Source organism: Pseudomonas gingeri, from assembly GCF_013386165.1.
GTDB classification, from domain to species: domain Bacteria; phylum Pseudomonadota; class Gammaproteobacteria; order Pseudomonadales; family Pseudomonadaceae; genus Aquipseudomonas; species Aquipseudomonas gingeri_C.
The window spans coordinates 43,760-58,331 of the sequence record NZ_JACAOS010000023.1 but is presented as its reverse complement, the minus strand read 5'-3'; the positions used below and the strand labels follow the sequence as shown (position 1 = coordinate 58,331).

Here is a 14,572-nt window from a genome sequence, read left to right as displayed (position 1 = left end):
AGCATCTTGCCGCGACGGTGACCTTTGCTCATTCGCTGGAGCGACCGGAGCCGATTACCGAGCGCGAAGCACCGATCTATTTCCGTCTGGATTTCTTCCTTTAACACCCATCACCGCACTCGTTGCATAGAGACTCCTACATGGATGTTCGTCAGTTTGCCTTCCTCGCGGGTCAGCCCTCTGCTGCCCTGAAAAACCGTGAACACTTTTGGGGACTGCCCAAACGCGGGTTGGCGTTCATCTTGGCGAACGCGATGTTCTGGCAGCCGCTGCTGGCCCAGGCGGACGGGATTGCCGTCAGCGGGGGCGGCACGACGTTGGGACAGGCGGGCAATGGCGTGCCGATCGTCAATATCGCCGCGCCGAATGCCCAGGGTCTGTCGCACAACCAATTCAGCGACTACAACGTTGGGGCCAACGGGGTCATCCTCAACAACGCCACCGCGCGTACCCAGTCCACGCAACTGGGCGGGATCATTCTCGGTAACCAGAACCTCAATGGCACGGCGGCCAATGTCATTCTCAACGAAGTGACCGGCGCCAGCCCGAGCCAGTTGCGCGGCTATACCGAAGTGGCAGGGCAGTCGGCCCATGTCATCGTCGCCAACCCGTACGGCATCAGTTGCAACGGTTGCGGTTTTATCAATACGCCGCAAGCGACCTTGACCACCGGCAAGCCGGTGATCACCAACGGTCAGGTCACGGGTTATCAGGTTGACCAAGGCAGCGTTTCCATCGATGGCGCAGGGCTCAACGCCAGCAATATCGACCAGTTTGAAATCATTACCCGCGCCGCGACCATCAACGCGCAGATCAATGCCAAGCAACTGACGATTATCGCCGGGCGCAACGACGTCGATGCCCAGAGTCTCAAGGCCACAGCGCGTGCCGATGACGGCAGTGCCAAACCGCAGGTGGCGATCGACTCCACAGCGTTGGGCGGCATGTACGCCGGCGCCATCAAGCTGGTCGGTACCGAGGCCGGTGTCGGGGTAAAACTGGCCGGCAATCTGGCGGCCAGTGGCGGCGATATCCAACTCGATGCCAACGGTCAACTGAGCATGGTCCAGGCCACCGCCAGTGGTGCCATCAATGTAAAGGCTGCCAGCCTTGATGCCCAAGGTCCGATCTACGCCGGCAGCACCTTGAATGTGCAGACCACGGGTGACCTGACCAGCCGGAACAACCTGGCGGCCAGGGACAGCATCACTCTGGGTAGCGGCGGTCAGTTGACCAACAACGGCATTATCGAAGCCGGGGTCAATGCGGATAACACGCGTAATACCACAGGCGATGTCAGCATCACGGCGCAGAACGTTACCAACAATGGCCAGAGCGTGATTGCCAGCCGCGACCTGAGCGTCACGGCCACACAAGCCCTGAACAACCAGGGCGGCACCTTGAGCGGGCAGCGGCAGACCCGCGTCAGCGCCGCCACCCTCGATAACCAGAACAAAGGTCGAGCCCTGAGTGGCGGCACCCTGAACCTGAATGCCGGACAAGTGCTCAACGCCCAAGCTGGCCTGATCACCAGCAACGGCGAACTCGTCGGTAATGTCGGTTCGTTGGGCAACAACGGCGGCCAGCTTTCCAGCCTGGCCGGTGTCACCTTGACGGTCGCGACCCTGGACAACGTAGCCGGGCTGGTGTCGGCGGGCAATGCTCTGAGCATCAACGCCAGCGGTGCGCTCAATAACCGCGGGGGCAGCTTGTCGAGCGCGGGCATCGCCACGCTCAAGGCGAGCAGCCTGGACAACACCCAAGGTCAGCTCACCGGCGACCTGGGGTTGAGCATCGACCTGAGCGGCGCCCTGGATAACCACGCCGGCATGCTCGGCTCCGGCAAGGCGCTGAGCCTGACGGCGGCCAGTCTCGATAACCGTGCGGCGGGAACCTTGCTGGCGGCGGGCGGTAGTCTGACGGCCACCCTCAGCGGCGCCTTCGACAACCGCGAGCAGGGCAAACTGCGCGCCAGCCAGGCCATCGACCTCAACACCGGCAGCCTCGACAATCGCGGCGGCAGCCTCGTGGGCAAGGATCAACTGACCTTGCGCAGTGCATCGACGGACAACCGTGGCGGTGTGATTCAAGCCGACAAGGACTTGAAGCTCCTGGTCGATCAACTGGACAACCGCGACAAGGGCAATCTGATCGGCAAGGCTGCCCTCGGCTACACGGGCACCCGTCTGGATAACAGTGGCGGCCTGCTCAGCGCAGTCGGCCCGGTGACCCTTACTGTGCAGGAAATCGCCAACGCCGCCGGCCGTATCGCCAGCCAGGGCGATCTCACCGCCAACGTCGACACCCTGAACCAGCAGGGCGGGGCCCTGGTGGCCCAAGGCAGCTTGCTGCTGACCGGCAAAACCCTCGACAACCGTAACGGCGGCACGGTCGCCAGCACCCAGGCGCTGGTCCTCAAGGTCGACCAGATCGACAACCGCGGCGGCGAACTGTCCAGCACCACCCGCAGCGTCAATGTCACTGGCCAGAGCCTGAACAACAGCGACTGCGGCAAGCTGTTGAGCGAGACCGACCTCGGGCTGAGCGTCGCGCAACTGATCAACCAGACCCAGGGCCGACTGTTCGCCAAGGGCAACCTGAACCTGAGCGGTACGAGCCTGGACAACAGCGGCGGCAACATCTCCGGTCTCAAGGGCCTGGACATCCGCCTCGATGGTGCCCTGCTGAACAACACCGGGCTGCTCAGCAGCGAGGGCGCACTGACCCTCAACACCGCGAGCCTGGACAATAGCGCCGGCAAGCTCGGCAGTGGCGCGGCCTTGTCGATCACCAGCCTTGGCGCCTTGCTCAACCAGGGTGGTTCGATCCTTGCGGATCAGGGCCTGACCCTGGCCAGTGCCAGCCTCGACAACAGCCAACAAGGCGTGATCAACGGCAAAGGTACGACTCGCATCACCACCGGCACGCTGGACAACAGCCAGGGCGGTCACCTCACCAGCGACGACAGCCTGGAGCTGACCGCCACCCAGGTCAGCAATGGCGCCTCGGGTCGTATTGCCAGTGCCAAGGACCTGACCGCCAGCGTCACCGGCCTGGATCAACAAGGCGGCGAACTGTTCAGTAAAACCCGCTTGAGCCTGGACCTGCACAACGGCCAGTTGAACAACCAACACGGCGTGATCAATGGTCCGCTGCTGGTCCTGAACAACCTCAACGGTGTTGCCAACCAGAACGGTGAAATCTCCAGCGCCCAGGCCTACACCCTGGCCGCGCAAAGCCTGGATAACAGCAACGGCAAGTTGCTCAGCGACCAGGGCCTGGCCCTGCGCATCGATCAGGCCCTGAATAACCAGGGCGGCACGATTTCCGCCGCATCCCTCGACAGCCGCAGCGCCAGCCTGGACAACAGCCATGGTCTGATCAGCAGCCGGGGCGCGGTCGATCTGGGCGTGACCAATGCCTTCATCAACCAGAACGGCACCCTGATCGGCGACGGCGCTGTGCTGTTGACCGCCAACAGCCTGGACAACAGCAACGGTGCGGTCTCCGGCAAAGCCGATGTGACAGCGACTGTCGCCAGCGTAAATAACCAAAATGGCCAACTGATTGCCACTGGCGCCCTGAGCCTCAACGGCAACACCCTGGATAACCGCCAGGGCGGCCTGGTAGGGGCGACAAAAGCGCTGAAACTCAACGTCGATCAGGTCGACAACCGTGGCGGCGAACTCTCCAGCAACGCCGACCTGACCCTGACCGGCACACGCCTGGACAACAGCGACGGCGGCAAGGTCCTGTCCGACACGGCGCTGGGCCTCAAGGTGGCCCAAGTGATCAACCAGAGCCTGGGCCAATTGCGCAGCCAGGGCAGCGCCAGCCTCAGCGGTAGCAGCCTGGACAACAGCGGCGGCACCCTGAGTGCTCAGTCCGGTTTGGTCATTACCCTCGACAACGCTCTGACCAACCGGCTTCAGGGGCTGATCAGCAGCGAAGGCAACCTGACGGTCAGCGCCGCCAGCCTGGACAACTCGGCGGGCAGCCTGTCGAGCGCGGGGGCCTTGAGCCTGACCAGCACCGGGGCCTTGATCAACCAGGGCGGCCGGCTGGTCACCGACCAGCAACTGACCCTGAACAGCGCCAGCCTCGATAACCGTCAGCAAGGTTTGATCAGCGCCAAAGGCGCGATGGGTGTCACCACTGGGGCCTACGACAACAGCACCGGCAACCTGAGCAGCGCCGACAGCCTGACCCTCACCGCCGGGCAGGTCACCAACCAGGGCGGAAGTATCGGTAGCGAAAAGGCCCTGACCGCCAGCGTCAGCGGCCTCGACCAGCAGGGCGGCAAGCTCTTCAGCCACACCGCCCTGAGCCTTGACCTGAACAACGGTCAGTTGAACAACCAGAACGGCCTGATCAATGCGCCGTCTCTGCTGCTGAACAACCTCAAGGGCGTGAACAACCAGGGTGGTGAAATCTCCAGCGCCCAGGCCTTCAGTGTCATCGCCGACAGCCTGGATAACAGCAACGGCAAGCTGCTGAGCAACCAGGCCGTGACCTTGCGGGTCAATCAGGCGCTGACCAACCTCAAGGGCCAGATCGCCGCCGCCGCGCTCGATGTGCAGGCTGCCAGCCTGGATAACAGCGGCGGGACGCTCACCAGTCGTAGCGACCTCAGCCTGACGACTAGCGGTCTGCTGACCAACCAGAACCAGGGGCTGATCAACGCTGCACAAAGCCTGAAAATCACCAGTGCCGACTTGAACAACCAGGGCGGCACGCTGCTCGGCACTGGCGCCGTAACCCTTAATGCGATGGCTCTGAACAACACCGGCAATGGTCTGATCAACAGCCAGGGTGGTTTGACGATCACCGCCAACAGTCTGGATTCCAGCAACGGTGGTGAAGTCTCGGCCAAGGGCGATATCGGCTTGAACCTCGGCGCCCTGACCCAGAACGGCGGGCGTCTGCTCGGCAGCCAGGCGATCAATCTGGACCTGGCCGGCGGCGACCTGGATAACCGCAACGGCCTGTTGAACGCCCAGGGACCGTTGAGCCTCAACCGCCTGCGCGACCTGAACAACCAGAACGGCGAACTTTCCAGTAGCCAGAGTTTCAACCTCACTGGCCGGACCCTGGACAACAGCGGCGGCAAGCTGATCAGCAATAACCAACTGGGCGTGACCGCCACCAGCGTTATCAACCAGGGTGGTTTGCTCTCCGGCTGGCAGGGACTGGCCGTCAATGGCGGCAGTCTCGACAACCGCAACAGCGGCACCTTGTCCAGCCGCAACGGCAATCTTGATGTGACCCTCAGTGGCGCACTGCTCAACGGCAATGCCGGTGCGCTGGTCAGCCAGCAGGCCTTGACCCTCAACGCCGCGAGTCTCGACAACAGCGCCGGTATTCTGTCCAGCGGCGCGGCCCAGCAACTGACCGTCAGCGGTCTGCTGAACAACGCATCGGGCGGTTCCATCGACAGCGGCACGGCCCTGACGCTGAATGCCATGGCCCTGAACAACGGCGGCAGCATCAGTGCACAACAGGCCCTGGGTTTCACCGGGACCACACTGGACAACACCGGCGGCAGCCTGACCGGTAATGGCGCGGTCAATCTCGACCTGCTGGGCGTCCTCACCAACACCAACGGCAAGCTGGCCAGTGCCGGTCCGTTGCTGATCAGCCGCAGCAGCCAGATCAACAACCAGGGCGGGCAACTGGTCAGCCAGGGTCTGTTGAGCGTGCTCACAGGCGGTCTCGACAACAGCAATCGCGGCACCGTGGCGGCCAATGATGTACTGACCCTGACTTCCAGCGGCGCCGTGCAGAACAGCGGCGACGGCCTGATCTACAGCCAGAACGCTGACGTGAAGCTCAGCGCCGCCAGCCTCGCCAATGGCAAGGGCACCGTGCAAAGCCAGGGTGCGCTGAACCTGACGGTTACAGGCGATATCGACAACCAGAGCGGCAAGCTCTTGGCCCAGAACGGCGACCTGAACGTCGGCGCCGCCAACCTCGACAACCGTGGCGGTACTCTGGCAAGTATCAAGGGCGCTCTCGAAGCCCACATCGTCGGCGTGCTGAAAAACGGCTACGACCTGAACAACAACCGCCAGGGCGGCACCACCCAGGCCCAGCGCCTGAACCTGAGTGCGCTGGGCGGGATCGACAACTACGGCGGGCGGATCTCGGCGCAAAGCGGCGATGCAGTGATCACCACCGCCGATTTCGATAACCGCAACGGCGGCTTGTACGCCAAGGGTCTGGTCAAGGTCAGTGGCAACAACTTCGACAACAGCGGCGACAACGATGGCCAGATCGCCGGCCAACAGATCGACCTCAGCCTCAACGGCGCGCTGAACAACCGCCTGGGCATTATCGAAAGTGATAGCACCCTGAGCGTGCGTGCGGCCAGCCTGGATAACCAGACCGGGCAACTGCGGGCGCTGGGTGGTAGCGGCAAGACCGAGTTTCAGATTGGTGGGTTGTTCGACAACAGCAATGGCAAGTTGGAAACCGCTAACAGCGATTTGACTGTGAATGCCGGGGGCTTCCAGAACCTGGGCGGTAGCTTGCTGCATGTGGGTAACGGCACCTTTGATATTGCCACCGCGAATATCTTGAACGCGGGCGGCAGCTTGGTGACCCGTGGCGGGTTGACGCTGACGGCGGATAACTGGACCAACAGCAGCGTGATCCAGGCCGGGCGCTTGACGGTGAACGTCAACACCCTGAACCAGACGGCGGGCGGGCAGTTGCTGGCGTCCACCAGCCTGACCGGCAACGGTGGCAACTGGAACAACGATGGGTTGATTGCCAGTGATGGCACGGTGAATCTGAACCTGAGTGGCAGCTACGGTGGCAATGGTCGCTTGAGCAGTTTGGGTACCCTTGGGCTGACCGCCGCCTCGGTGAACGTTGGCAGTAGCGGGAGCATTGCCGGGGGCGGAGACACCACGATCAATGTCGGTGGTGTGCTGAACAACTACGGTCGCCTGACCTCGGCGGCCAACATGAGTGTCAGCGCTGCTGGTATCAACAACTACGGCACCTTGGGCAGTTCGCAGGCCCTGACCGCGACCACCGGGGCATTGCTCAATGACCATGGACTGATCTTCAGCGGCAGCGACATGGGCTTGCGGGTCGATTCGTTGACCAACAGCTACGGGAACATCTACAGCCTGGGCAACTTGAAGGTAGATCGCGACGGGCTTGGTGGCCTGGCCAGCAGCATCCTCAACAGCTCGGGCACGATCCAGAGCGATGGCAGCATGAGTCTGTCGGCGGGCACGATCAAGAACGTGCGAACTGTGCTGACCACCAACAATCTGGGCCTCTACACCGCTTCGATCACTGAAACTCAATGTATCGAAAGCTTTAACGCCAGTGACTGCAGCGACGGCAAGATGAACCACGTCTGGCAGATCACTCAGCGGGACAAGTTCGAAGTGACCGAGGCCAGTGCGGCCTCCAGCATCACGGCCGGCACCAATCTGAGTATTCAAGGCGGCGACCTGCTCAACCAGAGCAGTACCATCGCCGCCGGCGGCAGCTTCAGCGCCCAGGTCAATAACCTGACCAACAGCGGCCTGGAAACCGGTGAGACCGAAACCTCGCGTATCTTCGTGTCCGAGCGTACCCGTCACCCGGAAGGCTGGTACGCGAACGCCGCCGCCTTTACCAACCAGTACTGGTTTCAAAGTGCAGGCTACAACCCCAACAACCTGGGTGGTCTCCAGGCGGCCATGAGCGCTTTTATCGGCTCGACCGAGCGGGAGTGGGTACAACTGCGTACCACCCGTAAACTGGACTCCGGCGACCAGAGTTATGCCGCAGTGATCCAGGCCGGTGGTGCGGTCAACGTCCGGGCGCAAAGCGGCATCGACAACAGCGTCGTGCGTCCGGGCTACACCTACGTAGGCGCGGGTCCACGCACCGACACCCAGTCCTCGGGCAGCAATTTTTCCACGCGGATCACCGTCAACTCGCAACTGCCGCCGAATCTGGCGCAGCAGCAGGTCAATCCCCTGGCCCTGCCGGGCTTCAGCCTACCCACCGGGCAAAACGGCCTGTTCCGCTTGAGCGGGCAGGGTGGTTCGCTTCAGCAGGCCAGCCAGGCCAATCCTGGCTCGCAAAGCTGGAGCATGGGCGGCACGACGGTCGGTACCGCCCAGCGCCAGCAAAGCCTGCCGCAAGTCCAGGTGCGTGACGGCCAGATCGGCGATATCTCGCAGGTCGCCATCAATGATCGGCAACTGACCCAGACTACCCGTCAGGCCACCGGAAATAGCGTGGGCGCCAGCGCCATTGATGTCGGTGCACCTGTGGACTCCGGCAGCGGTGCCATTCAGTTGCCCGGCCATGACAGCAATATCGGTGTGAATCCAATCTCCGAGGGTCAGCCCCTGGCTCGCGTCCAGGGCTTGCCGGATATGTCGGTCAGGTCCAGCCCGCAGAAATACCTGATCGAAACCAACCCGGTGCTGACCGACCTCAAGCAGTTCATGAGTTCGGACTACCTGCTCTCGGGCTTGGGTTATAACCCGGATGACAGCGCCAAGCGCCTGGGTGACGGCTTCTATGAACAGAAACTGATCCAGCAGGCGGTGACTGCCCGTACCGGCCAGCGTTTTATCGACGGCCAGACCTCCGATGACGCGATGTTCAAGTACCTGATGAACAACGCCATCACCAGCAAACAGGCGCTCAACCTGCAACTGGGGGTGAGCCTGACTTCCGAACAGGTCGCGGCCCTGACCCACGATATCGTCTGGATGGAAAACCAGACGGTGAACGGCGAGCAGGTGTTGGTGCCGGTGCTGTACCTGGCCAACGCCAGCAACCGCCTGGCGGCCAATGGCGCGTTGATCCAGGGCAGTGACGTGAGCCTGATTGCGGGCAAGGACCTGAACAACGCCGGGACCTTGCGGGCCAGTAACAACCTGTCGGTCACGGCCGGCAATGACCTGACCAACAGCGGGTTGCTGGAAGCAGGTAATCGCCTGGATGCGCTGGCGAGCAATAACCTGGTCAACAAGGCGGGCGGCATCATCGCGGGCCGTGATGTGAGCGTGACCGCCACCACGGGCGACGTGATCAACGAGCGCACCATCACCACTCACGAAAGCGGCATCGGTGAGAAAAGCGAACAGCGTGGTTTCGCCGATAGCGCCGCGCGGATCGAGGCGGGCAACAGCCTGACGGTCAGCGCCGGGCGCGATATCGACAACAGCGGTGGCGTGTTGAAAAGCACGCTGGACACCACGCTCAAGGCTGGGCGCGATGTGAACATCACCTCAGCCGAGCAAGTGAACAGCCAGACGCTGGGTGTCCGTTCCAGCGACAAGAGCGTGGTTCAGAATGGCTCCAGCGTAACGGCTGGCAGGGACCTGACGGTCAGTGCCGGGCGCGACCTGACGGCCATCGCCAGTCAGATCGATGCCAAGCGTGACGTGGCGCTGTCGGCGGTCGGTGATTTGACCTTGGCTTCGGCGGCGGACGAGCAGCACTCCTTCGTCCAGACCAACAAGATCACCCGTCAGGAGGATCACACCCAGCAGGTTTCTACTGGTGTGACTGCGGGTGGCAGTGTTGCTCTGGTTGCGGGCAAAGACCTTGAAGTGACTGCAAGCCGTGTGAGTGCCGGCAATGAAGCTTACCTCTATGCTGGCAATGACCTGAACCTGGATACGGCGCAAAATAGCGACTATTCCTATTACTCCAAAACCAAGAAAGGTGCTTGGGGCAAAAAGTCATCGACGATGACGGAAAGCGGCAGTGAGCAAGCCGTTTCCTCCGTCATCCAAGCGCAAGGGAAGGCCACGATCGTTGCCGTGAATGACGTCAACATCACGGGCTCGTCTGTTAATAGTGACAAAGGAGCCCTGTTGGTTCGTGCGGGCAACGATGTCAATTTGAGCGCGGCGCAAAACAGCCAATTCAGTGCTTCGGCCGAGTCGAAGTCAGGCGGTTTCGGTTTTTCCAGCACCAGTAAGATGAGCAGTGACTCTTCCAGCAGCACGTCACTGACCGGAACGACGCTCAGTGCTGATAGCACACTGATTCAGGCGGGGCATGACCTTGCGGTGTCCGCCAGTAATGTTGTGTCGACTGAAGAAACCAACCTGCAAGCCCGTAACGATATTCGTATAGAAAGTGGTACCGAGCACTTCAGTGCACAACATAGCCAGTCAACTAAAGAGTCAGGCCTGATGGGCTCTGGTGGGATAGGCGTGACCTTGGGTTCCTCCAAGAATACCTATTCGCAAAGCACTGAAAGCCAGATGCAGAAAGCTAGCACCGTCGGCAGTGTGTTGGGCAGCGTGAACATCACCGCCGGTAAGGACCTGAGCGTCAAGGCCAGCGATGTGGTCGCGGATAAAGACATCAATCTTGCGGGACAAAATGTCTACATCACAGATGCAGCCAATGGCAGTTCTACCCAAACCACTCAAGAGAGCAGTAAAAGTGGCCTGACACTGGCCTTGTCCGGGGTCGTGGGCGAGGCTGTCAATACAGCGGTGCAAACGGTTCAGGCTTCAAAGCAGGAAGATGACTCTCGTCTCGCCGCACTCCAGGGGGTCAAGGCCGGGTTATCTGGGTATCAGGCCTGGCAAGGCGCTCAGGCGATTCAGTCCGGTGCGAGTACAGGCAGCTTTGTAGGTATTGCCTTGTCGCTAGGTACACAGAAGTCCAGCTCCAAGCAGGTTCAGGAGCAGAGTACCAGTCAGGGGGGCAGCCTGACCGCAGGCAAGGATCTGAACATCATTGCGGTAGGGAGCGGTCAGCCTGGTTCTGCGACGGGAGATATAGCGGTCGTCGGTGGCAAGCTACAGGCGGGCCACGATGTGTCGATGACAGCGGCTCATGACATTGATCTGAGCGCGGGTATCAACTCACAACGACTTGATGGTTCCAACAAGAGTGGTGGCGGGGCGATTGGGATTAGTTTGGGGGTCGGTTCCAGCGGTGCGGGTCTGAGCATATTCGCCAATGCCAATAGCGGTACAGGTAAGGAAACAGGCAACGGCAGCGCGTGGACAGAAACCACGGTTAACGCGGGTAATCAGTTGACCTTGAAAAGTGGCCGTGACACGACGCTGGAAGGCGCGCAAGCCACGGCACAAAAAGTGATTGCCGATATTGGCCGCAACCTGACCTTGACCAGCCTGCAAGACACCGATCGTTTCGATTCCAAGCAGGCCAATGCTAGTGCTGGTGGCAGTTTTACCTTTGGCAGCATGACGGGCAGCGCATCGCTTAGCGTCAGCCAGGACAAAATCAAGTCCAACTTCGAGAGCGTACAGGAGCAAACAGGCCTGTTTGCTGGCAAGGGGGGGTATCAGGTCAATGTTGGAGAGCACACGCAGCTTAACGGCAGTGTGATTGCAAGCACCGCCAGTGCGTATCAAAACAAACTGAGTACGGGCACCCTGGGATGGACGGGTATTCACAACGAAGCTGACTTCAGCAGCCAACATCAAAGTGTCAGTGGTGGTACCGGTGGCGATACGGGTTCAACGTTCATAGGGAATATGGGCAGCTTGTTACTGACGGGCGCCAACCATAGTGGGCATGACAGCAGTAGCACCTACTCGGCTGTTTCAGCGGGTGAAATCAATATTCGCGATCAGGGCAAGCAACAGCAGGATGTCGCCACGCTGAGTCGTGATGTCGAACATGCCAATAACGCCTTGAGCCCGATTTTCGATAAAGAGAAAGAGCAGAAACGCCTGCGTCAGGCTCAGTTGATTGGTGAAATCGGCAACCAGGCAATCGACATCATTCGCACCCAGGGTGCGATCGAAACGGCCAAGGCCCTGAAGGATCCACAGAAGGTTGAAGCGGCTCGTCAGCAGTTGGCCCAGAGCGGCAACACCAATCCCACAAATGAACAAATATCCACCCAGGTCACCAACGCCGTCCTGGAGGATTACGGTACGGGCGGCAATTATCAACGAGCGGCGCAGGCGGTCACGGCGGCGATCCAAGGTCTGGCTGGCGGTAATGTCGCTCAAGCACTGGTGGGAGCGTCGGCACCGTATCTGGCCGGTGTGATCAAGGCTAGTACCGGTGACAACCTTGAAGCGAGAATCATGGCTCACGCCGTGCTTGGCGCGGTATTGGCCAAGTCCCAGCAGACCTCGGCCCTGGCTGGGGCCGCAGGAGCCAGTCTGGGAGAGCTGATTGCGACCCAGCTTTATCCGGGCAAGCAGGCCAGTGAGCTGAGCGAAGTTGAAAAACAGAAAATATCGACGTTGTCGACATTGGCCGGTGGTTTGGTCGGTGGCTTGGTGGGGGGCGATTCGGCGAGTGCGGTAGCTGGAGGAAACGCGGCCAAGAACGCTGTTGAAAACAACGAAATCTCCTTTCCGTTGAATGCCGGTTATGGGGCGGCGGCGGCCAGTCTGGATGCTTATTTGGTTCAGCAGGGTGCGACCCCGGAACAAAGAAGCGAGGCCCAGAGATCGCAAGCCAGGGGTGATGGGTACGAAGGGCCAGGGCATGACTTTGTCGCGGGCTGGGTTTATGCTTCGGGTGGTGTGGGTGCTGCTGTTGTCCTTCCCGAATTGGCGATGGGATGCGCGCTGGCTCCGGCGATGTGCAATGAGACGGCTATCATTGCTGCAGAAATGGCGAGTGGGGATGCAGCGTTAGGTGGTACAGCGTTAGGGGTGTTTGGTGGGGGGGCTATTGCTCTAAAAGATGGTGCAAAAGCAACCTTGCCTGTGGCAACCGATCTTGGGAAAGTTTCATTTGATGCTGCTAACGGGGTCGGAACCATATACTCCCCGAAAGTGACGATGAATGCTGGTGAGGTTATATTTGACGACTTTGCTGTAGGCACATCGAAAGGTTTTATTGGCTATGGTCCGGATGGGGCCTCCGAATTAGTGGGGCCGCTTAAAAAACTCCTAGAATACACTCAGTCTCAAGGTGCCAAGACAGTCACCCTTAAAGGCTATTACGCGTCAGAGGAAGGCGCAGCATTAGGGGCAGGGAAAGTGGGCGAGCAATTCTCTTTTAGTTTTCCCGCTACCAAAGAAGGACTTAGAGATTTTTTGAAGGGGCTAAAGTAGTGAGCCATCCAAAGGCAGCGAGCAAACAACTGAAAAGCCTCAATGTGTCTGGTTATGGAGGCTATATACCTCTCAGTAGTGATTCCGAACTGGGTCAGGGAGTATATGAAATTGATTTGGATAACTGTGCCTTAAAGATTTTTGAAAAAGGCGTAGCTATAAAATCTAAGGAAAAAAATGTTGGTGTTCTTTATTCTGATATATTAAAGATCACTAGTTATCTATCTGCTGCGGTGTTTTCGCAGGCTTCGGCGACCCATAATGTGAATATTTCAATTCCTTTAGAAATTCATCTTTCGGAGGGTGTTGTGGTTTTTGAGGTTCAGTTGCTGGTTTATTCTAGGGTGCTAATTGTTTTAAATGATATGTGGCGAAGTTTGAAAAAGTAAAGGGTCAGCCAGCTTGGGGCAAAAAAAGCTAGGGATATTGTAGATGACGCAATCAAGGCATTACCTGCTCCAAGATAAATAGATACATCGTGGGGCGCGAGCACTTACAACAAGGACGGTGGTCTGATGACAGGTATTGAACACGTCTTCTATGGAGGAAAAGGGGACGGATTTGAATGGCACTTACTTAACGTTGTTTTTGTTTTGGGAGCCACTGCTTTCTGACGTCGACCCTTGCTGATCGACACGCCTTCATCAATATGGGGTAAGGCTTGGATCTTCGCTTTAGAAAGCACGGCTCAGCGATACTCAATCAATACGCGAAATAGCCTGCCGAAAAAACTCATATTTCCCACATGCTTCAGGCATGGGAGAATATTGCGTGCGCCAAACGCCAGGGCTACAGTTCGATTGTCGCTGCAAATTCAGCGATCGGGCTTGGTAACCCGGATTTGAGTAGGCGCACAGCGCCGCGATTGCGGCTTTTTTGTGTTCGCGTTATGGCGGGCTGTGCGCAGGAGGCTTCGGCCTGCCGGTTCCTATTCACCGGTTTACCAACCTGCGTACAGTTCGCCACCCCTTCGCTTGGTAACGAAATGTGGCGGGCTCCTTTATTGAATAGGAGTATCTCCATGGCTAAGAAAATTACACCCGATCCGCCCCCTGTTCGCAAAGCCCTCAGCACCGCCGACAGGGCGATGTACTTGCGCAAACTCCCTGATACCCCATCCAACGAGAATGAGTCCGAGCCGGCCCTCACAAGCACGGGCCGTCTGCTCGATACCCTCGCGTTCACCTGCTCCAAACCCGTCACTCCCGAAGCTTCGTACAAACCCACGCTGTTCGCTATCCAGCCAGGCATCAATGCCCAGGATGCGCTGACCTACGTTTCCAATCTGCTCGAAACGGCCGAACTCAACGGTGACGAAATCAGCCTGCATACCAACCCCGTGGAGCGGTCGTTGTTCTGGGGCATGCTGCATTCGGTGGAGGTGGCGCGTGCGGTGGTGGATGCCCTGCTTGAGGGGGCCCCCCTGTCTGATCAGCCATCACCCGCCTTGGACTGAGGCTGTTGCGCCAAGAGCCATCAAGTCCTTGGCAGCCAGAAACGACAAACCCCGCCAGGTGCGGGGTTTGTCGTTTTACAAG

General features: G+C 59.5%; 3 protein-coding genes. All 3 read left to right on the top strand.

Annotated elements, in window-relative coordinates; genetic code table 11:
* Positions 1-140 precede the first annotated feature (140 nt).
* The 3 genes from HX866_RS30210 to HX866_RS30200 all read left to right on the top strand — a co-directional run bounded on the left by HX866_RS30210 (position 141) and on the right by HX866_RS30200 (position 14,490).
* The gene (locus HX866_RS30210; RefSeq protein WP_177141005.1) at positions 141-13,034 is read left to right on the top strand and encodes a hemagglutinin repeat-containing protein; all 12,894 of its coding nucleotides are present in this window, start codon (positions 141-143) and stop codon (positions 13,032-13,034) included.
* Positions 13,034-13,423 carry a hypothetical protein gene (locus HX866_RS30205; RefSeq protein WP_177141004.1) on the top strand — a complete coding sequence of 130 codons (390 nt, stop codon included), beginning with the start codon at positions 13,034-13,036 and terminating at the stop codon, positions 13,421-13,423. The genes HX866_RS30210 and HX866_RS30205 overlap by 1 nt, the downstream gene beginning before the upstream one ends.
* A 632-nt stretch (positions 13,424-14,055) precedes the next feature.
* A complete protein-coding gene (locus tag HX866_RS30200) occupies positions 14,056-14,490 on the top strand; it encodes a hypothetical protein (RefSeq protein ID WP_177141003.1) in 435 nt (144 codons plus the stop codon).
* Positions 14,491-14,572 lie beyond the last annotated feature (82 nt).

Bases quoted from the DNA above. Each gene is read 5' to 3' on its own strand.
- HX866_RS30210 (WP_177141005.1), top strand. From the start codon at position 141: ATGGATGTTCGTCAGTTTGCCTTCCTCGCGGGTCAGCCCTCTGCTGCC.
- HX866_RS30200 (WP_177141003.1), top strand. From the start codon at position 14,056: ATGGCTAAGAAAATTACACCCGATCCGCCCCCTGTTCGCAAAGCCCTC.